General features: G+C 66.1%; 24 protein-coding genes. 5 read left to right on the top strand and 19 right to left on the bottom strand.

Annotated elements, in window-relative coordinates; all coding sequences use genetic code 11:
- Positions 1-114 precede the first annotated feature (114 nt).
- Positions 115-903, top strand: a complete 789-nt coding sequence (locus ACOYR4_RS05655) for a metallophosphoesterase family protein (RefSeq protein ID WP_422848902.1) — start codon at positions 115-117, stop codon at positions 901-903.
- A 310-nt stretch (positions 904-1,213) separates the two neighbouring features.
- A complete protein-coding gene (locus tag ACOYR4_RS05660; RefSeq protein ID WP_060984123.1) occupies positions 1,214-2,296 on the top strand; it encodes an adenylate/guanylate cyclase domain-containing protein in 1,083 nt (360 codons plus the stop codon).
- Positions 2,297-2,334: 38 nt separating this feature from the next.
- Here the strand turns inward: ACOYR4_RS05660 and ACOYR4_RS05665 are convergent, their stop codons facing one another.
- On the bottom strand, positions 2,335-3,021 hold the full coding sequence (locus ACOYR4_RS05665) for a haloacid dehalogenase type II (protein ID WP_422848903.1): 687 nt from the start codon (positions 3,019-3,021) through the stop codon (positions 2,335-2,337).
- 235 nt (positions 3,022-3,256) lie between these two features.
- Here ACOYR4_RS05665 and alaC point away from each other — a divergent pair, with 235 nt between their 5' ends.
- Complete coding sequence (gene alaC / locus ACOYR4_RS05670) at positions 3,257-4,489, top strand: alanine transaminase (protein ID WP_422848904.1); 1,233 nt, start codon at positions 3,257-3,259, stop codon at positions 4,487-4,489.
- 171 nt (positions 4,490-4,660) lie between these two features.
- Positions 4,661-5,173 (top strand): GAF domain-containing protein, encoded by a 513-nt coding sequence (locus ACOYR4_RS05675; RefSeq protein ID WP_060985157.1) that lies wholly within the window; start codon positions 4,661-4,663, stop codon positions 5,171-5,173.
- Between the two features lie 110 nt (positions 5,174-5,283).
- Here ACOYR4_RS05675 and ACOYR4_RS05680 read toward each other — a convergent pair whose 3' ends face one another.
- The 12 genes from ACOYR4_RS05680 to ACOYR4_RS05735 form a co-directional block, all read right to left on the bottom strand.
- On the bottom strand, positions 5,284-6,120 hold the full coding sequence (locus ACOYR4_RS05680) for an urease accessory protein UreD (RefSeq protein WP_422848905.1): 837 nt from the start codon (positions 6,118-6,120) through the stop codon (positions 5,284-5,286).
- A gap of 92 nt (positions 6,121-6,212) precedes the next feature.
- Positions 6,213-7,598 (bottom strand): FAD-binding oxidoreductase, encoded by a 1,386-nt coding sequence (locus tag ACOYR4_RS05685; protein ID WP_422848906.1) that lies wholly within the window; start codon positions 7,596-7,598, stop codon positions 6,213-6,215.
- Positions 7,599-7,699: 101 nt separating this feature from the next.
- Entirely contained in the window at positions 7,700-8,620 is a 921-nt protein-coding gene (locus ACOYR4_RS05690) for an ABC transporter permease (RefSeq protein WP_422848907.1), read from the bottom strand.
- Positions 8,617-9,459: an ABC transporter ATP-binding protein gene (locus tag ACOYR4_RS05695; RefSeq protein WP_063463089.1), complete on the bottom strand. Its 843-nt coding sequence runs from the start codon at positions 9,457-9,459 to the stop codon at positions 8,617-8,619. Before ACOYR4_RS05695 ends, ACOYR4_RS05690 begins: the two co-directional genes overlap by 4 nt.
- 72 nt (positions 9,460-9,531) lie before the next feature.
- The gene (locus ACOYR4_RS05700) at positions 9,532-10,530 is read right to left on the bottom strand and encodes an ABC transporter substrate-binding protein (protein WP_422848908.1); all 999 of its coding nucleotides are present in this window, start codon (positions 10,528-10,530) and stop codon (positions 9,532-9,534) included.
- A 96-nt stretch (positions 10,531-10,626) separates the two neighbouring features.
- A complete protein-coding gene (locus ACOYR4_RS05705) occupies positions 10,627-11,490 on the bottom strand; it encodes a creatininase family protein (RefSeq protein ID WP_422848909.1) in 864 nt (287 codons plus the stop codon).
- A 29-nt stretch (positions 11,491-11,519) separates the two neighbouring features.
- Positions 11,520-11,996, bottom strand: a complete 477-nt coding sequence (locus tag ACOYR4_RS05710) for a RidA family protein (protein WP_422848910.1) — start codon at positions 11,994-11,996, stop codon at positions 11,520-11,522.
- A complete protein-coding gene (locus tag ACOYR4_RS05715) occupies positions 11,993-13,321 on the bottom strand; it encodes an amidohydrolase family protein (RefSeq protein WP_422848911.1) in 1,329 nt (442 codons plus the stop codon). The genes ACOYR4_RS05710 and ACOYR4_RS05715 overlap by 4 nt, the downstream gene beginning before the upstream one ends.
- Before the next feature lie 23 nt (positions 13,322-13,344).
- Positions 13,345-13,932, bottom strand: a complete 588-nt coding sequence (locus tag ACOYR4_RS05720; RefSeq protein WP_044398955.1) for an NAD(P)H-dependent oxidoreductase — start codon at positions 13,930-13,932, stop codon at positions 13,345-13,347.
- Positions 13,933-13,963: 31 nt separating this feature from the next.
- On the bottom strand, positions 13,964-14,266 hold the full coding sequence (locus ACOYR4_RS05725; protein WP_422848912.1) for a 2Fe-2S iron-sulfur cluster-binding protein: 303 nt from the start codon (positions 14,264-14,266) through the stop codon (positions 13,964-13,966).
- Positions 14,267-14,456: 190 nt separating this feature from the next.
- On the bottom strand, positions 14,457-15,113 hold the full coding sequence (locus ACOYR4_RS05730) for a TetR family transcriptional regulator C-terminal domain-containing protein (RefSeq protein WP_422849626.1): 657 nt from the start codon (positions 15,111-15,113) through the stop codon (positions 14,457-14,459).
- A gap of 73 nt (positions 15,114-15,186) precedes the next feature.
- On the bottom strand, positions 15,187-15,702 hold the full coding sequence (locus ACOYR4_RS05735) for a nucleoside deaminase (protein ID WP_422849627.1): 516 nt from the start codon (positions 15,700-15,702) through the stop codon (positions 15,187-15,189).
- A gap of 453 nt (positions 15,703-16,155) precedes the next feature.
- Here ACOYR4_RS05735 and ACOYR4_RS05740 point away from each other — a divergent pair, with 453 nt between their 5' ends.
- A complete protein-coding gene (locus ACOYR4_RS05740; protein WP_422848913.1) occupies positions 16,156-17,151 on the top strand; it encodes an isopenicillin N synthase family dioxygenase in 996 nt (331 codons plus the stop codon).
- Positions 17,152-17,243: 92 nt separating this feature from the next.
- Here the strand turns inward: ACOYR4_RS05740 and ACOYR4_RS05745 are convergent, their stop codons facing one another.
- The 6 genes from ACOYR4_RS05745 to ACOYR4_RS05770 all read right to left on the bottom strand — a co-directional run bounded on the left by ACOYR4_RS05745 (position 17,244) and on the right by ACOYR4_RS05770 (position 22,708).
- Positions 17,244-17,660 carry a VOC family protein gene (locus ACOYR4_RS05745; RefSeq protein WP_422848914.1) on the bottom strand — a complete coding sequence of 139 codons (417 nt, stop codon included), beginning with the start codon at positions 17,658-17,660 and terminating at the stop codon, positions 17,244-17,246.
- Positions 17,657-18,664 (bottom strand): isopenicillin N synthase family dioxygenase, encoded by a 1,008-nt coding sequence (locus tag ACOYR4_RS05750; RefSeq protein WP_422848915.1) that lies wholly within the window; start codon positions 18,662-18,664, stop codon positions 17,657-17,659. The genes ACOYR4_RS05745 and ACOYR4_RS05750 overlap by 4 nt, the downstream gene beginning before the upstream one ends.
- A gap of 13 nt (positions 18,665-18,677) precedes the next feature.
- A complete protein-coding gene (locus tag ACOYR4_RS05755; RefSeq protein WP_422848916.1) occupies positions 18,678-19,706 on the bottom strand; it encodes an ABC transporter substrate-binding protein in 1,029 nt (342 codons plus the stop codon).
- Positions 19,707-20,070: 364 nt separating this feature from the next.
- Entirely contained in the window at positions 20,071-20,868 is a 798-nt protein-coding gene (gene otnI, locus ACOYR4_RS05760; RefSeq protein ID WP_422848917.1) for a 2-oxo-tetronate isomerase, read from the bottom strand.
- 26 nt (positions 20,869-20,894) lie between these two features.
- Positions 20,895-21,962: an alpha/beta fold hydrolase gene (locus ACOYR4_RS05765; RefSeq protein WP_422848918.1), complete on the bottom strand. Its 1,068-nt coding sequence runs from the start codon at positions 21,960-21,962 to the stop codon at positions 20,895-20,897.
- Positions 21,963-22,018: 56 nt separating this feature from the next.
- A complete protein-coding gene (locus tag ACOYR4_RS05770; protein ID WP_422849628.1) occupies positions 22,019-22,708 on the bottom strand; it encodes an aldolase in 690 nt (229 codons plus the stop codon).
- Positions 22,709-22,716: the final 8 nt, after the last annotated feature.

A 22,716-nucleotide genomic window follows, 5' to 3' on the forward strand; every position in this document is an offset into this window, starting at 1 on the left:
CCACTGCTTTCGTCCCTGCCGACACGCCCGCGCCGGGCGCCACCCCCGCACCCGGCCTGCTGCCTGCTTGATGGAGCGACCCTTGCGCCTGCCCACCCCGCGCCACCCCCTGCCATGACGGTTCTGATGCACCTGTCCGACCTGCACTTCGGTGCGCACGACCCGGTGGTGTGCGCCGCTGTGCAGCGGCTGGCGCAACGCCTGGGCGTGGCGATGGTGGTGGTGTCGGGCGACCTCACGCAGCGCGCCACGGCCGAGCAGTTTGAACAGGCCGCCCGGTTTGTGCAGGGCCTGCATGCGCGCAGCAGTCTGGTGCTGGCGGGCAACCACGACCTGCCCCTGTTCGCGTGGTGGATGCGCTGGGGCCGTTCGTACGAGCGGTTCTCCGAACAGTTCGGCATGGACCAGGAGCCCGTGCGGCAGATGGGGGCGTTCTACGTGGTGGGCGTGAACACCACACGCGCCTGGCGGCACGAGCGCGGCAGCCTGTCGTCCGCGCAGATCGAGCATGTGGCGCTGCTCCTGGCGCGGGCGCCCCCTGGCGCATGGCGGATCGTGGCCAGCCACCACCCCCTGGTGGCCCGCGACGCCGAGGACCGCGACCACCGCCCTCACCGTGCAGACGAAGCCATCGAGCGATGGCGCATTGCCGGTGCGCAAATGCTGCTGTCCGGCCACGTGCATCAGCCGCGCCTGCTGCAGCCCTTGCCCGGGCTGTGGGCCAGCAGCGCAGGCACGGCGGTGTCGCACCGCCTGCGGCACGGCAGCCCCAACAGCCTGGTGGTGCTTAGCACCGAGGCATCGGGCGCCGCATTGGACGGTCAGGCAAGGGTGGCGGCCCGCTGGGACTATGACGGTGCCGTGGGCGAGTTTGTGTGCGTGGACCGGGTGAGCGCCGGGTGAAGGTGGGCAATCCGCCGATTGCTACACAAGTAATAGCTATCAGCGCATGTGTTTCTAGCGCTTGAAGTCAAAAACACTCCAAATCACCCTCTGACAGTGCTGGGACGCTGCTCGCGTCCTCCGCACATCAGTTTTTTGATGGTGAGTAGTTGCCATAGCGCTCGCTGTTGCTGCTTTGCCCGGAGTGTTTTCACCGGTTGACCAGCCGTGGGGCGGCGCCTATTCTGGGTGGCGAAGGGCAGGCATTGCCTCTTGAACAGGTTCTTACCCCCACCCACAAAAGCCCGGCCGCTCCACGCCCCAGACCTCCATGCACAAAGAATTCCACCACGACGCCGTGCGCCGCCTGCAGGCGCTGATCGAACGCGAAACCGGCAAGCCCCTGGGCGAGGCGGCCCAGGCCGAGATGGCAGACATCCTGCACGGCATGGAGAACCCCGAGGGCGCTGCCGCCAACGGCCTGGAGGTGGCGCCGCGCGAGGTGACCATCCTGCTGGCCGACCTGCGCGGGTTCACGGCGCTGTCGGGCTCGCAGCCTGCGTCGGTGGTCATTGCGGCGCTCAACCGCTGCCTGGCACGTCTGTCGGAAGTGGTTTTCAAGTACCAGGGCACCATCGACAAGTTCATGGGTGACTCGATCATGGTGCTGTTTGGCGCACCGGTGGCCCGCGATGACGATGTGGACCGGGCGCTGCTTTGCGCGGTGGAGATGCAGATTGCCATGCGCGAGCTGAACTTGGCCCACCTGACCGAGCGCCTGCCCGAGGTGTTTCTGGGCATCGGCGTGAACACCGGCACTGTGATGGCCGGGCGTTTTGGGTCGGATGTGTATTCCGAATACACGGTGATCGGCGAGGCGGTGAACCTGGCCTCCCGCATCGAGGCGCTGAGCCTGCGCGGCCAGGTGCTGATCAGCGACTCCACCTACCAGCGCTGCTGGGGGCTGGTGTCGGCGTCTGCGCCCATGCAGGTGTTCGTCAAGGGGCGCACGCAGCCCGTCAGCCTGCGCGAGCTGATCGCCATCCCGTCGCACAAGCTCAAGGTGCCCCGCCAGGAGTTCCGCCGCAGCCACCGCGTGGACGCGCGCCTGCCCTGCCTGTGCCAGCGCATGCAGGACAAGATCGTGGTGCCCCACATCGTGCACGGCGCCATCCGCGACATCGGCTACCACGGCCTGCTCGTGGAGCTGATCGAGCCGCTGGAACCCCACAGCGAGATCAAGCTGGAGTTCGAGCTGCCGCTGGTGGACTACCGTGTGGCCGATGTGTACGCCCGCGTCGTCACTCTCAAGCAGGAGGGCGACGAATGGGTGGCGGGGCTGGAGTTCACCTCCATCAGCGCTGAGTGCCGCGCCAAGGTACAGATGTTTGTGCAACTGCTGGTGGCGCACTGAAGCGCGCACACACTGGCGCACACCGCACCGCAGGCCGTTCAGCACCCCAGCATGCTGGCGAGATCGTTCAGGTCCTGGGCATGCAGGTCATTGCCCGGCTGCGGCGACACATCCTTGGGCTGAGCCACGCCAAACTCGTGCGGCCGTTCGATGTATGCCGTGCGCAGGCCGCAGCCCCGCGCAGCAGCGAGGTCGTCGTGGTGCGCGGCCACCAGCGCCACCTGCTGCGGTGGCAGGTCAAACACCCGCGCCACGCCCAGGTAGGTGTCGGGGTGGGGCTTGTAGGCCTTGAACACCTCGGCGCTCAGCACACAGTCCCAGGGCAGCCCGGCGCGCTTGGCCATGTGGGTCAGCAGGCCGATGTTGCCGTTCGATAGCGTGGTGATGGTGTAGCGCTGCTTGAGCCGCGTCAGGCCCTGCACGCTGTCGGGCCAGGCATCGAGCCGGTGCCACACGCGGTTGAGGTGCTGGCGCTCGGCCTCGCCCAGGTGGCTCAGGCCAAAGCGCGGCAGGATCTCGTCCAGGATCTGCCGGTGCAGGGCATCGATCAGCGTCCAGCCCTGTTCGCCGCGCATCACCCGCGCCATGGCAGGCTGGTAGCCTGCGCGCCAGGCCAGCGCGAAGGCATCGGCATCCACCTGGGGGTAGAGCGCACGCACCTCGCGCGCAATGCTGCCGTGCCAGTCCACCACGGTGCCAAAGATGTCGAAGGCCAGCACCTGCACCTGGGCAAAAAGGGTGGTCGGCAGGCAGGGCGGAGGGGCTGGTGGGTAAGGTGGTGCTCATGCGCCCATCGTAGAGGGGGCGGCGATCCATCGTCCCAACTGCGGCATTGCCGCCACACTGCGCACAAAGGGCTGGAGCGTTGTCCGCAGCTTGCGCTACATTGGCTGCGGGCTGGCCTTTTTGCCAGCCACGTCGCTCGGACGGTTCCGGGCGCTTACGTGAAAGTCACACCGCATGTCTGCATCGCAGGGCAAGCGCCGTTTTGCGCGCATCGATCGCCTCCCTCCCTACGTCTTCAACATCACGGCCGAGCTCAAACTCGCCGCCCGCCGCCGGGGCGAAGACATCATCGACATGAGCATGGGCAACCCCGACGGGGCCACACCACCGCACATCGTCGCCAAGCTCACCGAAGTGGCCCAGCGGCCCGACACCCACGGCTACAGCGCCAGCAAAGGCATCCCGCGCCTGCGCCGCGCCATCAGCCATTGGTACAAAGACCGCTACGCGGTGGACATCAACCCCGACACCGAGGCCATCGTCACCATCGGCTCCAAGGAGGGCCTGGCCCACCTCATGCTGGCCACGCTGGACCGGGGCGACACCGTGCTGGTGCCCGACCCGAGCTACCCCATCCACATCTACGGCGCGGTGATTGCCGGGGCCGACATCCGCAGCGTGCCCGTGGCGCCGGATGTGGACTGTTTTGCCGAGCTGGAAAAGGCCATCCGCGGCAGCTACCCCAAACCCAAGATGATGATCTTCGGCTTTCCCAGCAATCCCACGGCGCAGTGTGTGGACCTCTCGTTCTTCGAGCGCGTCATCGCCCTGGCCAAGAAGCACGACATTCTGGTGGTGCATGACCTGGCCTACGCCGACATCGTCTACGACGGCTACCGCGCCCCCAGCATCATGGAAGTGCCCGGCGCCAAGGACGTGGCGGTGGAGTTTTTCACCCTGAGCAAAAGCTACAACATGGCCGGTTGGCGCGTGGGCTTCATGGTGGGCAACCCCGACCTGGTGGCGGCCCTGGCCCGCATCAAGAGCTACCACGACTACGGCACCTTCACGCCCCTGCAGGTGGCTGCGATTGCCGCGCTGGAGGGCGACCAGCAATGCGTGAAAGACATCGCCGCCCAGTACCAGCGCCGCCGCGACGTGCTCTACAAGGGCCTCACCGAAGCCGGCTGGGCCGTGGACTGCCCCAAGGCGAGCATGTACATCTGGGCACGTATTCCAGAGCCATATCGCGCGCTGGGCTCATTGGAGTTTGCGCGGCAGCTGCTGGACAAGGCCAAGGTGTGCGTGTCGCCGGGCATTGGGTTTGGCGACCAGGGGGATGAATACGTGCGCTTTGCGCTGATCGAGAACGAGGCGCGGATTCGGCAAGCGGTGCGGGGGATTCGCGCCATGTTCAAAGCGGATGGGTTGTTGAAGGTGCCTGCGGCAATTGCCCCAGCCACCTGAGTTCCTGGACGTGCACGACCGCGTGCGTGCCCATTGAGTGCAGGGCGTTTGGTACGCCCTGCGGTCGCGGACTCAAGGCGGGACCAGCGCTGCTTAGCAGCGTGCGTTTCGATACCCATTTTCAACGTCTGCTTACCGGCATCACGCCGGTTGCGATCTAGACTGGTGGGTATGCACTTGCTGGACTACAACCCCGACGATCTCGACGTCACCATCTCTGAGTTGCTGGTTGCCACCAGTGACTCTGCGGATCCCGATCTGCCTGATGTGGTGCCCACCGTTTTAAGGATGCTGCGCACACGTCTGGGCATGGACGTCGCTTTTGTATCCCAGATCGCCAACGGCCGCCGCGTGATAGAGGCAGTGGATTGCGCGCCAGGCTTTTCTCCCGTCCATGCTGGCCAATCAGATCCGGTCGAGGAAAGTTGGTGCCAATACGTGGTCGACGGCCGCCTGCCGGAGCAGATCGCAGATGCCAAGCCGCTGATTGCGCAGGGCCAAGCGCCAGATCCGGGCTTTCCCATCGGGACCCATCTGAGCACTCCGGTGCGCCTGCCTGGCGGCGAGATATACGGCACGCTGTGCTGCTTCAGTCGTACGGTGAACGCGGATGCGGACATTCAACGACTGCGCTACACAGCCAACCTGATTGCAGAGAAACTGTCCCCCGGAACGAACGGATAAAGGCCACCACGGCCACTGGCTCGTGAAGACTTGCTCCGCACTTCAGGCACGTAAGCCCGCCTTGTAATCCTTGGCAGGCATTGCCAGTGCGAGCGAAGCTGTGCCCACGTTCACATCGCCCAAATCCTGGGCGCCTCCCCCTCTAGCTTCCACAGCACCTCCCGCCAAGCCACTCGCACGGCCTTAAGCAGCTTCATCGCAGGCTCCACCTGCGGCGCCAGCACGCGCACCACCACCATGCGGTCATTGGGGCTGGTGGCGCCTGCTGTTGCCTTGACCTGGGGGTGTTTATCCATCACTGCACGGGCTGCGTCCAAGGCCGCATCGCGGCGGGTGCGGTCCAGGGGCGTGCCTGTGGCAAAAAACATGCTGGCCATGCAGCGGTGACCTGCCAGGCCCAAGGGGCTGCTCAGCAGCCGGTCATCGGTGGCATCGATGACGCCACGCTCCAGCCACAGGCCGGGTACTTCCAGGTGCTGGGTGAAGCGGCCTTGTTCAAAGGGCTGGCCCGCATGGGGCAGGCCGAGCGCGGTCACGTCCCAGGCGATGCATTCGGCGCCGGGGGCCAGGTTCAGCGTGAGGTGGTTTTCGGCGTGGCAGGCGCTGTAGCACAGGGCTTCGAGTGGTAGCCATTCCAGGCGCGCACCTTCGGCCAGGGTGAGGTGGCTGCGCTGCAGCGCCAGCGGGCCGGTGGAGCGGTAAAAGCGCGTGGCCCCGGGTGTGGTGACCAGGCCGTGGGCGCCGGGGCCCACGGTGGTGGTGATGTCCAGTGTGTCGCCGCCCACCAGGCCACCAGGTGGATGCACCAGCACGTTGTGGCAGATGGCGTCGCCCTCGGGGTACAGGCTTTGCAGGATGCGCAGCGGCCCGTTGTGCTCGTAGCGGGCGACGGTGCGGGCGCTGTGTTCTGCCGTGTAGTCGAGCTGGAGGCGGGCGTGCCAGGGCATGGGGTGATGGTCTGCTACGAAATGAGTAGCTGATTATGCCCTTCAGGTAAGCGGTAGAGGCCTGTGGGTGCGACACGCGCCACCCGTTTTCTCTACGCTGTTTGGCGTACAGGTGTCTGCACGGGGGCTGTGGGTTCGGCCGTGTACCAGCTGCGCAGCTTGCCCGGGTTGAGCAGGCCCTGGGGGTCAAAGCGGCGCTTCATGCCCACCACGGCCGGGTCCAGGTTGTTCTGCTTGCCGTCTTCCACGATGTACACATGTGGGTTGTTGATCTGCACGCCGTGGTCGCGGTAGATCTGCATGATCTGGTTCAGGCGCTCATCGGTGGTGTAGCGGATGATCTGCAGGCCGCTGCAGTTGAAGGCACCTTCCTTGGTGCGCAAGAACTCCAGGTGCATCATCACCTCGCCCTTCAGTGCGGCCTCCAGCGCCTTCACCTGCTTGAGGCGGTGCATGGGGTTGAAGCCGCTCTGGATGTAGGTCAGGCCCTTGTCCACCTTGAGGGCGTGCAGGGTGGTGTGGTTCCAGGTGTATTCGAGCAGCGTCTTGTGGCTGCTGGCCACTTCGTCGGCGGTCTTGCGGTAGGTGACCTGCCCGCCGTGCTGCGCCACCATGTCGCGCATGCCCGCCTCGGAGTGCGGTGCCACCAGCAGCAGCACGGCGTGCTGATTGGCGGGCAGGTGCTCGGCCAGGCTGGTGAAGTACTGCGGGATGGGGGCGGCCACAAAGCACACCTCTTTTTTCTCCAGCCCGGGCGCGCTGCCAAAGCGGTCGGCAAACTCCAGCGCGGCGTCGAACTGTTCGAAGGTGGCGATGCATTCGGTCCACTCCACGGCAGGGGTCAGGGCCACTTCCAGCTCCAGCACGATGCCGTTGGTGCCGTAGGTGTGGTGCAGCAGCATGGCCTCTGGGCCGCGCAGTTCGATGACCTGGGGCTCGGGCTCCACCGTCATGGCGCGCACGGCCAGCACATTGCCGGGCGCGGCCAGCGGGCCGTGGTTGATGGAGCCCGCGCCGCCGAAGCCGCCGCCAAACAGCCCACCCAGCGTGGCGCTGCGGTAGGTGCTGGGCAGCCAGCGCAGCTCTTGCCCGTGGGGCTTGGCCTGCGCGTCAAAGTCCGCCAGCCGGATGCCCGACTGCGCGCGGCCCACGCCGCCGCGCACCCAGCCAAAGGCGTTGTAGCCCGACAGGTCCAGGATCACGCCGCCATGCAGCGGCGTGCTTTGCCCGTAGTTGCCGGTGCCGCTGCCGCGCACGGTCAGGGGCATGCCCGCGCTGGCGCAGGCGGCCACCACCTGCCGGATTTCTGCTTCGGTGCGTGGACGTACGGCGATGTCGCCGCGTTTGCCTGCCAGGTCTCGCTTGAGCACGGGGCTGAACCAGGCAAAGTCCTGCGAGAGGCGGCCCACGCGCAGCGGGTCGGCGATCCAGTCCAGGTCGGGCAGCAGGTCGGGCAGTTGATGGGCGGTGGTGGTCATGTCGGTATCTCCTTGGCCGCTGGCGGCCGTTTTGGGCAAAAGGAAGCCCGTGCCGCGCGCCAGTGGCTGCGCGCGGTGTGTTGGCGATGGGGGTGAAAGGTCTAGTCGTGCGACGTTTCGCTGGCGTGCCAGCCGCCCAGGGCGACGCGTGTGAGCCATGCCATCAGCACGAAGAGCGTGACACCGGTGAGCGAGATCAGCAGCAGCGCAGCAAACATGCGCGGGATGTTGAGCTGAAAGCCTGCCTGCAGGATCTGGTACGCCAGCCCTGCGCCCTGGCCCCCGGTGCCCGCCACAAACTCCGCCACCACGGCGCCGATGAGCGCCAGGCCGCTGGAGATGCGCAGCCCACCAAAGAAGTAGGGCAGTGCGCTCGGGATGCGCAGGCGCAGCAGCGTCTGCAGCCGCGTGGCGCGGTTGAGCTGGAAGTAGCTTTGCAGATCCGGCTCCACACTGCGCAGGCCCAGTGTGGTGTTGCTGATGATGGGGAACAGGGCCACCAGTGCGGCGCAGATCACCATCGACGCCGTCGGGTCCTTCACCCAGATGATGATGAGCGGCGCCACGGCCACGATGGGCGTGACCTGCAGCAGTACGGCGTAGGGGAAGAGCGCGGTCTCGATACGCTTGCTTTGCACAAACAGGAACGAGACCAGCACCCCCGCGACGGTGGCCACCACAAAGGCCAGCACCGTGATCTTGACGGTGACCCACAGCGAGCCGCCGAGGGCCGCCCAGTCGGTGAACAGCGTCTTCATCATCAGGATGGGCGAGGGCACCAGGTAGGGCGGCAGCTCCATGGCTGTGACCATGCCCTGCCACAGTGCGATCAGCACCAGGCCAACCAGCACGGGGTAGACCACGCGCTGCACGCGGGGCTGGGCCATGAGCGGCGGGCGTTTGGGCGTGGTCTTGGCGGCAGGTTTGGCAGCGACTGGTGCGGGCGCGGAGCGCGGGGCGGCTGCGGGGTGCGCGGTCACCACGGGGGACGCCATGGGTGCGGAAGGGAAGGGGGTGCTCATGCCACGGTCTCCTCGGTGTCCACGCTGGCGCGCAGCAGGCTGTCCTGCAGCAGCTTGGCGTAGCGGCTGAATTCGGGCGACACCATGAAGTCGGCCGTGCGGGGGTAGGGCGCGTCGATGCGGAACTCTTCGACCACGCGACCGGGTCGTGCGGCCATCATGACCACGCGGCTGGAGAGGAACACCGCCTCGTGGATCGAGTGCGTCACAAAGATCACAGTGAGTTTCTTCTTGCGCCACAAGTCGAGCAGGTCGGCGTCGAGCTTGTGGCGCGTGATTTCGTCCAGCGCGCCAAAGGGCTCGTCCATCAACAGCAGGTCGGGCTGGGTGACCAGGCCGCGCGCAATCGATACGCGCATCTGCATGCCGCCCGACAGGGCGCGGGGCAGGGCGTTGGCAAATTTGGACAAGCCCACCAGTGCCAGCGCTTCGGTCACGCGCGCGTCGGCCTCGGCACGCGGTACGCCCGCCAGGTCCAGCGGCAGGCGCACATTGGTCTGCACACTGGCCCAGGGCATGAGCGTGGGCGACTGAAAGACAAACGCCATCTTCTTGCCGCTTTCGTCCAGCTGCGCCACGGGCTTGCGCCACAGGTGTAGGCGGCCGTCGGTGGGCTCCAGCAGGCCCGCTACCATTTTCAGCAGCGTGCTCTTGCCGCAGCCCGATGGGCCGAGCAGGGTGACGAATTCGCCTTCCTCAATGGTCAGGTCCACCGGCAACAGGGCCTGCGTGCCGTTGGGGTAGGTTTTTTCAGCGGAGAGCACCTCCACGGCGGGCGTGGAATGGGGCAGCGGTGCCTGGGCGTGTGCCAGCGGCGGAGATTCAGCGGGGGATGTCATGGTCGCCTTTCGATGGATGCGGCCGGGCGTGGGAGGGCTGCGCACCGGCCGCTGTTTCAGGGCTGTCAGGGCTCAGGGCAGAACCTTGAGGTCTTTGACGAAGGCCGTGGTGTAGGTCTCAGTCAGCTTGACCTTGGCGGGGTCGATGAGCTTGGCGTCCACCAGGAAGTCGTAGCTGGCCTTGGCGCGCGCGTCGGTCATGATGCCGATGCCCATGGTGGCTGCGTCGCCCCCGGTCGCCATGCCCATTTCCTTGAGCTTGGCCACGCTGTAGGCGAGCTGCTCGTCGGTCATGTTGGGGTTGTCTTTCTTGATGAGCGCGTTGGCGGGGGCCGGGTCGGCCAGGTAGCTCTTCCAGCCTTCCATCGACGCCTTCACGAACGAGGCTACGGCGGCGCTGCGGTCCTTCACCGTCTTTTCCATGCACGAGATGGTGGTGGCGTAGGCGGGGTAGCCCTGGTCGCTGAACATCAGCGTGTTGGCCTTGACACCCGCCTTCGCAATCGCAAACGGCTCGGATGTCAGGTAGCCCTGCTGGGCGCTGTTTTTGTCGGCGACGAAGGGCTGGATGTTGAAGGTGTAGGGGCGGGTCTGCGAATCGGTGAAGCCGTACTTGGCCTTGAGCCAGGGCCAGTAGCCGCGCTGGGCAGACGATGCGATCAGGATGGTCTTGCCCTTGAGGTCTTCGAACTTCTTCACGTCCTCGTGCGCGATGAGTACCTGCGGGTCCTTCTGGAACACCGCTGCCACGTTGACCACGGGCACGCCGCCTTCACGCATCTGGATCATCTGCAGGTCGCTCGATCCCATCACGCATTCGGCCTGGCCAGCGGCCATCATCTGCACGATGTTGACCTGTGGGCCGCCCATCTTGATGGTCACGTCCAGCCCGTATTTTTTGTACAGGCCCGTGGCCACCGCCTGGTAGAAGCCGCCATGCTCGGCCTGCGCGTACCAGTTGGTCATGTAGGTGAACTTTTCCTGCGCGTGGGCCTGCATGGTGCCGACGGCACCAACAGCGAGCAGCGCGGCTGCACCAATTTTGGAAAGGCGGGAGGCGGTCTTCATCATGGTGGTACTCCGGTAGGGGGTGGAGGTGGAACGAAGGGACAACGACGGGACAACGAAAGGAAAGGCGAAAAGGATTTGCAGTGGCGCTCGCAGATTTCAGGCCAGTGCGGACGGGTGCTCGATGTGGCCGGTGTGTTGGGCGCGGCCCCAGGTGGGCTCAGCGCGCGGTGCCCACTGCAGCTTGTGCAGCTCGGTGATGGCAGCGGCCCAGCTCACGGCCAGCGAGTCGAGGATGGCGTGGCCCTGTTCGGCCGTGGCGGGCAGCGGGTCGCCAATGATTCCGCTGGGGCCGAAGTCGCGGGCACTCCAGGCGCAGGCGGGGCGGCCGTCGGGCGAGAGCAGAGGCGAATCAAAAACGGGCGGGTAGTTGACCACCGCGCGCTCCATGTGCACGGTGTCGGGGGCCAGGGCCAGCATGAGTGCGGTTTCGCCGTGGCCGGCGTGCATTGCCAGGCGCTTTTCCTTGTCGGAGAGGAACTTGCCCGCCACATGCGGCACTCGCCAGGTAAAGCTGGGCACCACGATGAAGTCGCCATGGCGCAGCCGCAGCTCGCGGGCGCACATCTCCATCACCTGCGGCTGACCGCCGTGGCCGTTGACGAACAGGAGCTTGCGAAAACCCGCGCGGTACACCGACTCGCCCACCTCGTTCATGGTCGCCAGCAGGGTTTCGCCGCTCAGCGTGACGGTGCCAGGGAAGTGCAGGTGCTCTTCGGACTTGCCATAGGTGATGGGGGCCATCGCAAACGCGGGCACATCATCCGGCAGGCGCGCGAGTGCATGGCCCACCACGCCTGCGCTGATGACGGTGTCCACCGCACACGGCAGGTGCGGGCCGTGCTGCTCGGTCGCGCCGGTGGGCAGCACGATGACGATGTTCTCCTTGTCGGGCAGGTCTGCGATCTCGGTCCAGCTCAGGTAGGGCAGGTAACGGTGGGGCGGGTTGTAGCCGTGCAGCATGGGTGGTTCTTTCGTGAAGGAAGGCGTTGTCAGCGCAAAGGGAGGTAGGCCGTGGCCTCCACCTCGATGAGGATGTCGGGCGTGGGCAACATGCCACTCACTTCCACCACGGTGGATGCGGGCGGCTCGCCGGGGAAGAACAGCTTGCGCACGCGGCTGTACTGCGGGAAGTGGTCCAGGTTCTTGAAGTACTGCACCAGCTTGAACACGTCGGACATCTGGCCGCCTGCGGCCTCGATGGTCTGGCGGATGCGGTCGAGCACGTACCAGCTCTGCGCGAGGATGGGGCCCTCTTTGATGTCGCTGCTGAACTCGCCCGTGCGGCCAATCAGCGTGGCGGCTTCATGCGGGATGTCGTCGTAACCGCGCACGATGCGGCTGGCTGCAGGGTCCACGGCGATGATCCCGCTCAGGTAGATGAAGTCGCCTGCGCGGCGCCATGCGGCGTAGCGGGCCAGGGGCTGGGCGATGCCGGGCGCCGGTGCGATTGCGGATGCGGGGCTCATGCGAGGCTCCTTGCGGTTTGGGTGGTGGGCACATGCCAGGCGGCTGGTGCGTGGCCGCTGGCGACGCGGCCCTGGCGCAGCACCACGCGGCCCTGCGCGCCTTGTGTGCGCGATGGAAAGCCCCAGTGGTCGGCCTGGGTGAAGACCAGCAGGTCAGCCACCGCACCGGGCTGCAGCGGCAGCGCGGTGGGGCCAGTGCTGCCGGAGCGCAGCCAGTCGGTGCGGCACAGGGATTCGCTCCATTGGTCAAAGGGTGCCTCCAGCTGCGCCGCCAGCACGCCCGTGGCCAAGGCCTCCAGCGGGTCGAAGCTGCCCACAGGGCAGAACGGGTCTTGCACGTTGTCGCTGGCCACCAGCACCGGGATGCCGCGTGCACGGGCCTCCTTCACCAGCGTCAGGCCACGCTGGCGCGGCGTGCGGCCGGTGGTGGCGTCCTGCAGCAGCAGGTTGGTGATGGGCAGCGTGACCAGGGTGATGGGGCTTTGCGCGACGGCGTCGAGCGTGGCGAGGGCGGTGGCCTCGTCCTGTGCCGCCAGCGCGCAGGTGTGCCCGCAGACCACATGGCCTTCAAAGCGCAGATCCTTGAGCAGTGCAGCGGTGGTCGCCAAGCCCTGGGCGCCGGGGTGCAGCTCTTCGTCCACATGCAGGTCCACGTTCAGGCCGTGGTGTTGTGCGGCTTCGAACAGGTGGCGCAGCGCCTGCGGGTCCCAGTTGGTGGAATGCACAAAGCCGCCCAGCAAGGCACCAGGGCCGCTGGCGGCCACGGTGGCGGCAAGCTGCATGGCGGCGCTGCGGTCCTTATACAGATGCAAGGGGATCAGGCTTACGCGCTCCAGCGTGATGCGGTCGGCCCAGTCATGGGCCAGTGCGCGCAACACGTTCCAGGCCAGTGGCTGTGCGTCGGGCTCCCACCAGTCGCAGTGGGTGCGCAGGTGCACGGTGCCCGCGTCATAGGCCCATTGCAGCGCGCGGCTGGCGCGGGCGTGGATGTCGGCTTCGGTCCAGCTTTGCCGGTCCACCATCATGGCCTCGATGGCGCCCAGCAGGCCGGGCTGGACCACGCCCATGCGGGGCAGGGTGAAGGCCTTGTCCAGGTGGGTGTGCGCATCCACCAAGCCGGGCAGCACCAGTGCGCCTGCTACGTCCCACACCGTGCCGTGGGGCGCTGGCTGGGTGCCATGGGGCAGCACCTGCACGATGCGGCCTTGGGCCAGGTGCAGGTCGGCCAGTACGGGGTGGTGGCCCTGCTGCGGCCATGCGGAAGGCAGCAGCCAGCGCGGCAACCTTGCGCGCAGGATGTGGTCGGGAGTGCTGGATGCGTGCATGCCGTTGCCCTTAGAAATTGGTCTTATGCAAAGCGCGCCATGGCCTGGCCCACACGGGCCTTGAAGGCTGCCAGCCGGGGTGGGGTGGCCACGTTCATGTGGTAGTAGGCGTGGTAGTCCACCCGCGCCTTGCCGCCAGTGAGCAGGCGCATGTAGCGTGTGATGGACTTGCGCGGTGGGTCGCCCATGAACAGGGCCGTCCAGCGGGGGCGGCCGTAGGTGACCACGGCGGAGATGCGCTTGATGTGCGTGAGTGAGGGCTTGACGTTGTGCGGGTCGCTGATGTCAAAGGCCACGCCGGGCATGAGCACGCGGTCAAAAAAACCTTTGAGCATCGCCGGCATGCCAAAGCACCAGGTGGGAAAGCAGAACACCACCGCCTCGGCCCAGAGCAAGCGGTCCACATAGCCCTGCACGGGCAACTGGTTGCTGGGCACCTCGTGGTAGCCCAGGCGCTCCTCGCGGGTCATCACGGGGTTGAAGCCCTCGGCGTACAGGTCGCAGTCGTCCACCTCATGGCCCGCGCCGCGCAGCTGCTGCACCACCTCGGTGTGCAGTGCGGCGTTGTAGCTGGTTTCTACGGGGTGGCAATAAATCACGAGGATGCGCATGGCGGGTGTCCTTCGGGTGCGTGGGATGGACCTAGATGTCCAGGGTGAGCGTGGCGCTGTGGCTGCGTGCGCAGCACACGGCGAGGTGGGTGGCTTGCTCTGCGGCGCTCAGGCAGCTGTCGCGGTGGTCGGGTTCGCCGTCCAGCCAGCGGGTCACGCAGGTGCCGCACACGCCCTGCTCGCACAGGGTTTCCAGCGGCACGCCTGCGAGCTGCAGCACGTCGGCCATGCTCTCGCCGGGGTCCACAGGCAAGCGCATCTGGCTGCGCTGCAGGATCAGCTCGAACGTGTGTTCTGTGCGGGTGGCGCTGGCGGTGTCAGGGGCTGTCTGCATTGTTTGACCATGTGATTTGATCGATTGGTCAAACTATTGCAAAGGCTGTGCCAGCCACAAGAACCCGTCAAACGTCTTTGTGGTGGATCAACGTGGCCTTGTTGCGACCGATTTGCGCCGCTTGCTGGTGCGCATCACGCCCCGCAGGCCCTCTGGCGCGCAGACCATGCCCAGAAATGGGCATGGGGCTTTAGTCTGGTGCGAGGCCGCAGCCCAGCAGCACAAAGCTGGTGAGTTCGTGCACGATGGGCTCGCGGTCGATGGGTTCATCGGGCGCCAGGCCCAGCATGATGTGCACCTGCACGCCGTAGTCGGCGTAGTGCTGCGTCATGCCCCAGATCTGCATGAGCAGCAGTGTGGGGTTGACGGCGCGCATGCGGCCTTCGGCGATCCAGCGGTTGATGAGGTCCACCTTCTGCTGGGTGGACTTGACGGCCACGGGCCAGTATTTGCCCAGGTTGCGCCCACCGCCCAGCACCTCGGTGGTGAAGATGCGCGACAGGCCCGGGTTGTCCAGCGCGTAGTCGAGCTTCTTGCGCACGTAGCTGCTCAACACCTTCTTGGGATCGTCGCTGTTGCTGTCAAAAATGAAGGCCCCCGACCAGCCGTTGAGCACCGAGTACAGCAGCTCTTCATACAGCTCTTCCTTGCTGCTGATGTAGTAGTGCAGCTGGGGCTTGGTCAGGCCCGCGCGCTCGGCAATGGCCTTGGTGGATGCCCCCTTGAACCCATGGCGACTGAACTCGGCAATGGCCGCGTCGCGGATGGCACCCAGGATGCGTTCGCGCCCCTGCTTGGCGCGGCTGAGCAGCGCGCCGGAGGCGGCTTCGGCTTCGGATTCGGTCATGGCTTTGGTGCGAGGCATGGGGGACGTGGGATGGCAGAGTGCGCGCTGCAGATTCTGCCCGCGCAGCAACGGGTCAGACTTTCCAGAACCCGATATGGGGCGCGCTGGCTTCTTCGATCAGCGCCGGACCGATACATTCGATAGCGTGGGGGGAGGCGGCAAACACGTCACGGCACGACAGCTCCGCATCGCGCTGCTCGGCCCGCTCGCCCCGGAAGACGCGCAGGCGCTCGGCGTCAATGCCAAACACCACGCGCCCGATGCCCGACCAGAAGATGGCGCCCGCACACATCACGCAGGGCTCGGCCGACGAATACAGCGTGGCCTTGGCCAGGGCATCGCGCCCCACGCGCGGACTGAGCTGGCGCACGGCATTGGTCTCGGCATGGCCGGTGCAGTCGCCGGTCTCGGTGGTGTTGCAGTAGGCCTCGGCCAGCAGCCGCCCTTCGGCACTGATGACCACGGCACCAAACGGGCGGTTGCCGCGCGCGCGGGCCGTGCACGACCACGCGATGGCCTGGCGCAGGTAGGTGCCGTCGGTGTCGTTGATGGGGGTGGGGTCGTCAAAGCTGGCCGGGGGTGCAGACATGAGCGCGTGCATGGTGTGGGTGTCTCCGTCGATGGTGGGTGGGTTGCTGTCGTTGTGCAACGCCGGACTGTCTGCATGCCCGCCGTTGTGGTGCAGGGCGCTATGCATTTGGCATGCCAATCACAATCAGTGACATGTATGCATGGCTTTTGATGCGCTGTGCACAAGCGCTCTCAACCTGCGTGGATACACAAGCAAGGCGCCGTGGGCATTCTTCTTGCATCGCTTTTGGCAAGAGTAGAAGCGTTCACTGCGTTGCCCCCCCTGTGCCATCCTGCACGGGGCGATGCCAGTCGGAAATTGCTCTTGAAGCCCGCTGTGCGCACAGCGGTGTGCGTTTGCACACCGTGGCTTCAAGGGTTGAAAGGACGGCCGCCGCGGGCGGTGCCATCCACTCTTGAAGCACCCAGCGGGAGGGCCTTTCTTCCTTCCACTTGTCTTCAGGAGAACTGCATGACCACCACCGCCACCTACGACCTCGCCGAGCTGCAAAAAGAAACGCGCATGGGCGCGATGGGCTCGGAAACCGCGAGCCGCGAAATCCGCCGTATCGACCTCAGCGACTTTGCGCGGCGCAAGACCGAGGTTGCCGACCAGCTGTGGGACGCCGCCGTCGATGTTGGCTTTTTCCAGATCGTGAACCACGGCATTGACCTGGCCGAGGTGCACAACGCCTTTGCAATGACCGAGCGCTTCTTTGCGCTGCCCGACGCCGTGAAGGCGCAGTACCCGCTCAAGAAAGCGCTGAATGTGGGCTGGGAGAGCCGCGCGCAGGTGCGCCCCTCCACCGGCACACCAGACCAGAAGGAGTCGTACCAGATCACCCGCCCACACATGGCGGGCCTGTGGCCCACCGACGAGGAGCTGGCGGGCTTTCAGTCCACCATGCTCGCCTTCGAAGGCCAGTGCTGGCAGGTGGCCATGCAGGTGCTGTCGTGCTTTGCGTGGAAGCTGGGGTTTGACGAGGCCTTCTTTGCCCGCGCGCACGACCCTGCGCAGGCCAGCTACCAAAGCACCTTGCGCCTGCTGCACTACTTTGCGACCCCGCCCGAGCAGCAAGCCCACCTGGGCCTGTGGCGCGCCGGGGCGCATACCGACTTTGATTGCCTGACCCTGCTCTTTCAGCGCCAGGGCCAGGGCGGCCTGCAGGTGTGCCCGGGCAAGGAGATGGACACCCAGGCCTGGACGTCCGTAGAGCCCGACGAGCAGGCCATCACCTGCAACATCGGCGACATGCTGATGCGCTGGAGCGACGACCAGTTGCCCAGTAACTTCCACCGCGTGAAGAACCCGCTGCCCGGCGAGTACATGGGGCCACGCTACAGCATCGCCTTCTTTGCGCAGGCCAACCGCGACGCCATCATCGAAGGGCCGGGCAAGAAGTACCCCGCGATTGCCGCTGGCGACTACCTGAACCAGCGGGTGGCGGCCAACTTCAAGGCCTATTGAGGCGCGATGGATGGCGCAGGGGTGGGCGTTGGTTCACCCCGCTCATGCTTTGGCGGGCACTGCCGTTGTTGGCCTTACCGGGTAGGGGCGGCTCAAGCAACGTTGCGGGGCACGCCCACAGCGCTCACCCGGAACACGTTGTCCTCCGGGTCCGCCAGCACCGCCTGCCATTGACCGTAGTAGGTGGCGTAGGGTGGCTTGATGATTTGCCCGCCCAGAGCTTTTGCCTTCTCGCTGGCAGCGTCCACGGCATCTGGCATGTCCAGCATGAAGGTGGCGTAGCCTGTCACGCTGCGTGGTGACGGCAAGGTGGCACCGGGCTGCCGGTCAGCCAGGCCCAGTAGGGCATAGGCCTCGGGGGCGTTGAAGCCGAGCTGGAAGTGCTCGGTCTCCACCGCCCGGTAGATGGCCGAGCGGGTCCCCGGCGCCTCGGGCAACTGCAGCAGGGCTTGATAGAACTGCAGTTGTGCCTCGATGTCCTGGCACAACAGGTTGAACCAGAGCCTCATGCCATCACCGCCGCGCTGGCCGGGGTGGTGGATGTGGTGGTCTGACCCAGGCCATAGGTCTTGCGGTACATGGCCTGCAAGTGCTCGCCCACGGTGCAGGGTGCAAAGCGCGGCGACTCACCGGCAGGCACACAGGTGGGGACGGGGATCACCTGGGCCTCGTAGTCGGGCGTGTAGAAAAACGGAATGGAGTGGCGCGGTGCGCCCCCGCTGTGCACGTTGCGCACGCGGTGCGGGTTGGACCGGTACAGCCCGTTGGTCCAGCGCGGAATCATGTCGCCCAGGTTCACTACCAGCGCGCCCTCGATGGGTGTGGCGGCCACCCATTCGCCGGTGGGCAGTTTCACCTCCAGGCCGCCATGGTGATCCTGGGCCAGCAGGGTGATGGCACCCCAGTCCGTGTGCTCGCCTGCGCCAAAGGTGAGTGCATCGGCGCTTTCAGGATGCGGCGGGTAGCGCAGCAGCCGCAGCGTGAGCATGGGGCTCTGGTGCGTGTGGTCGAAGTAGTCCTCGGGCAGGTCGAGCGAGAGTGCCAGCAGCTGCATCAGCCGCATGGCCAGTTGCCGCATGGCGGCGATGTAGGTGTGGCTCTGGGTGGCCAGCTCGGGCAACCCCTCCGGCCACTGGTTGCTGCCGTAGGAGTGGTAGCCACGCTGCACGTACGGATGTTCGGCAGCGTAGTCCAGCCCGCAGTAGAAGCTCTCTTTGAGGTCCGGGCGCGCATTTGCGTCCAGGGTCTGCCCGCCCAGGCTTTCGTAGCCCCGCATGGCGGGTGAGTGGTGCAGCGAAATCGCTTCCTTGGATGCCAGCGGCAGGTCGAAGAACTGCTGCGCCAATTCAAACTGGCGTGCAATGACGTCCAGCGGCACCCCGTGGTCGCGCACGTAGAAGAACCCTGCGCCCATGCAGGCCTGGCGCAGTTGGTCGGCCACAGCCATCACGGCAGGGCTGCGCGGCGCGCCTGGCTGCAGGGCGCCGCTGAGGTCGATGAGGGGGATGCCCATGGCTTTCCCCTATTCACGCCTTGAGCTTGCGGTCGGCGGCTGCGGGCAGGAAGCGGTCAGTCCAGATGTCGGCCACCGCCAGGCTGCTCTTGAGGCCGAAGGCGGCCACGGTCTCATCGATGGTGGCCTGCAGGCGCGCAGGGGTGGCAGCGCCCCAGCCGTTGGTGCGTGTCTCGGCGGTCTTCATGGTGCCGTCCACGATGAGCTGCAGGCGTTCGAACTCGATCTCCTCATGGGCCAGGGGCTCGCGGGCCTTGATGGCGGCAGCGCCGGCGCGCGGGTCGGCAATCGCATCGACCCAGCCGCGTGTGGTGGCCTTGACGAAGGCCTTCATGGCGTCCGGGTTGTCCTGCATGCTCTTGGCGTTGGCGATCAGCCCGTTGCCGTAGGACTTGAGGCCATAGTCCGAGAAGCGGAACACCGTGATCTGATCCGGCGTCAGGCCCCGCGCCTTCAGGTTGAGCAGACCGGTGAAGAAGAAGTACGCTGCTGCGTCAAAGTCACCTTTCACAAAGCGCGTGTCGCCAATGTCGGGCGCCACGTTCTCCCATTTCACGCCGCTGCCATCAAAGCCCTGTGTCTTGGCAAAGGCAGGAAAGAGCTTGCGCGAGGCATTGAAGGGCTGGCCCAAAATGGTCTTGCCCGCCAGGTCGGCGGGCTTCTTGATGGCGCCGTCCTTGCGCACCATGACCGAGTTGGGGTTCAGGTCGTACTGGATGGCGACCGCCGCCAGTTTGGATTGTGGGTTGGCGGTGTTGAACTCGATCATGGTCGAGAGGTCGGCCGACGCCACGTCATACGCACCGCCCGCCACCAGGCTGATGGCCGATGCAGACCCGTTGCCGGTGTCGATGGTGACGTCCAGGCCCGCATCCTTGTAGTAGCCGCGCTGCTGCGCCAGCAAAAAGCCCGCGCCCGAGGCCTCAACCTTCCAGCCCAGGTTGAACTTGAACTTTTGCAGATTGCCCTGGGCGCGCACAAACGGTGCGGCAGACAGCAGGGCGGCGGCGCCAGTGGCGCGGATGAGGGAACGGCGTTGCATCGTGGAGCACTCCTGGTCGTTGGCGGATAACCACGGGGGAGTGAAAAGCCAGGCTTCACACCCCTCCGGACGGGGTGCATGCAATCAACCGATAGGGCGCTGGGGCTGCAAGGTGGGGGCACCGGCCTCCTGAAGACGCACAGTCCTGCGCGCCCGTGGTGGCGTCAGTCCATTGCATGCTTCAAGAGCAATTTCCGGGCGGTGGCCGCTGAACGCTTCTACTCTTGGCACCGGCGTATCTGCAGGATCTGTGCCATGCGATCCCATCGTGTGGGCTATACCCGAACACCCTTGCGCGCCACACCATGGTGCGCGCTGCACCAGCGTCTGGCGTGCAGCGGCAACTGTGGTGCGGGGTAGGTTTTTACAGCCAGGGCTTGAGCCAGCCCAGCCCGTCGCTGGTGGCGTGGGCGGCTGCACCGCGCGCGGGGCGGTATTCGCAGCCAATCCAGCCGTCGTAGCCCAGGCTGTCCAGCAGCTTGAACAGGTACGTGTAGTTGATTTCGCCCACATCGGGCTCGTGGCGCTCGGGCACACCAGCAATCTGGAAGTGGCCGACGTTGCCGGTGGGCAGGTATTGGCGCACCTTCATGGCCAGGTCGCCTTCCACGATCTGGCAGTGGTACAGGTCCATCTGCACCTTCACATTGGTGGCACCGATCTCGGCGATCAGCGCATGGGCCTGGTCCTGGCGGCTCAGGAAGAAGCCGGGCATGTCTCGGCCATTGATGGGCTCCAGCAGGATCTGGATGCCATCGGGCGCAGCTTGTTCGGCGGCGTAGCGCACGTTGGCGATGTAGGTGGCGCGCACGGCGGCGGCGTCTGCCCCTTGGGGCACCAGCCCGGCCATCACGTGGATGCGGGGGCATTGCAGCGCCTGGGCGTATTCAACCGCCTTGGCCATGCCTTCGCGGAACTCGGCCTCACGCCCGGGCAGGCAGGCCAGCCCGCGCTCGCCCGCGTCCCAGTTACCGGGTGGCGCGTTGAACAGCACCTGCTGCAGGCCGTTGGCTTGCAGCCGTGTGGCCAGTTCTTGCGCAGGGTAGGCGTAGGGGAAGAGGTACTCCACCGCCTTGAATCCATCGCGGGCAGCGGCGGCAAAACGGTCGAGAAAGTCCACGTCGTTGTAGAGCATGGACAGGTTGGCGGCAAAGCGGGGCATGAAAAAGGCTTTCTGAAAAAAACGGATCAGCGGCGCGGTGCGCTGGTAAGCACCTGCGCCAGCCGGTCTTGGTAAAAGCGCGCCAGGCCCACCGTGCTGTGGCCGAGGGTGTCGGCGCTGGCAGGGATTACGTAGGCCTGTGCGTGCGGGATGCGGGCGATGGCTTTGTCCAGCACACCCAGCTCGGGCGGGTTGCGCTCATCGTCTGCCGAGTTGATGGCCAGCACGCGCGTGGTGATGCGTTCCAGCCCGGGCTCGGGGTCGTAGTCGCGTGAGGCTTCCCACTGGTAGATGTGGTCGTTGGCATCGCCACGGAAAGGGGCTTTGAGCCGCTGCTCCACCAGCGCATCGGCCGCAGCGCGGTTGGGGGCCAGCTTTTGCAGGCCCTGGTTGCCGCCGTTGGTGCCCATGCCAAAGAACACCGACGCAAACTGCAGGCTGCGGGGCTGGCGGGTGTAGTTGCCGCCTTGCCATTCGGGGTCGCTGCGGATGGCATCGACCAGCAGGCGGCGCATCATCCAGTTGCGGCCCGACATGGCGGTGGGCAGCGAAGCCATGGGCACGGCAATGTCCATGAAGTCGGGGTAGCGCTGGGCCCACACCCAGGTGTGCATGCCGCCCATGGAGTTGCCGATGATGGCGCGCACATGGCGCACGCCCAGGTGTTCGGTCAGTAGGCGGTACTGGGCCTGCACCATGTCGTCGTAGTTGTAGGCCGGAAAGGCAGCGCGCAGGCCGTCCGACGGCTTGCTGGAGCGGCCTGTGCCGATGGCGTCCGGCAGGATGATGAAGTGCTTGCGTGCATCCAGCGGCTGGCCGGGGCCAAACAGCGTGCCTGCAAAGCCTGGCGTGAGCATGCTCTCTGCCGAGCCATTGGTGCCATGCAGCACCAGCACGGGCTCTCCGGTGGGCTCACCCACGGTGGAGTAGGCCAGCTTGAGTTCGGGCAAGGTCTGGCCCGTGTGGAAGCGGAAGTCCTTGACGACCCATTCCCCATGCTTGGGGGCGGGGTAGTCCGCAGCCGATGCGCCGCCTGTGGCCAGCACGCCCAGCAGCGTGGGGGCAAAGGCTTTGCGCCAGAAAGAAAGGGTCATGGTTTGTCTCCTTGTGTGTGTTCTTTCATTCCCGCGCCTTGTGCGCCGCGCGCCTGTTACCAGTGGGCACCAAAGCTCTGGCGCAGCTCTTCGATCTGGGGCTCGGTCAGCGGTGTGGGGCGGGGCTGGCACAGCATCCACAGGCGCGCGGTTTCTTCCAGCTCTTCCAACACGGCCATGGCGGCAGCAGGCGTGTCGTGCCACACGTTGGGGCCCAAGCGCGCCAGCATCACGGCGCGCACTGGTTTGCGCTGCGCCGCATAGCGGGTGATGGTCTTCGCCACCAGCGCGGCCGCTGCTGCATCACCAGGGCGGTGGTACGGGATGTGCGGCACGCGGCCTACCTTCATGACGAAGTAGGGCGTGATAGGGGGCAGCAATTGCGCATCGGGCGCCAGCTGGCCACCTGCAGCCGTGTCGGCTTGCAGCGAGCAGCCCACCAGGTGCGTGCTGTGCGTGTGGATCACGCAGCGCGCGGGTGAGGCTGTCGATGCCGACGCCGCGTAAATCTGCCGGTGCAGCGCAATGGTCTTGCTGGCCCGGTCGCCCGCCACCTGCTCACCCTGGGCGTCCAGGCGCGCCAGCCGCTCGGGCTGCAGGGTGCCCAGGCAGGCGTCGGTAGGGGTGATGAGGTAACCGTCGGCCAGGCGCACGCTGATGTTGCCTGCGGTGGCATGCACATAGCCCCGCTCGAACAGGCTGCGGCCCACGCGGCAGATTTCGTCGCGGGCTTGAGACTCATCCATGAAGGCGG

The sequence above is a fragment of the Acidovorax sp. M14 genome (assembly GCF_049331375.1).
In the GTDB taxonomy this organism is placed as follows: Bacteria; Pseudomonadota; Gammaproteobacteria; order Burkholderiales; family Burkholderiaceae_C; genus Acidovorax.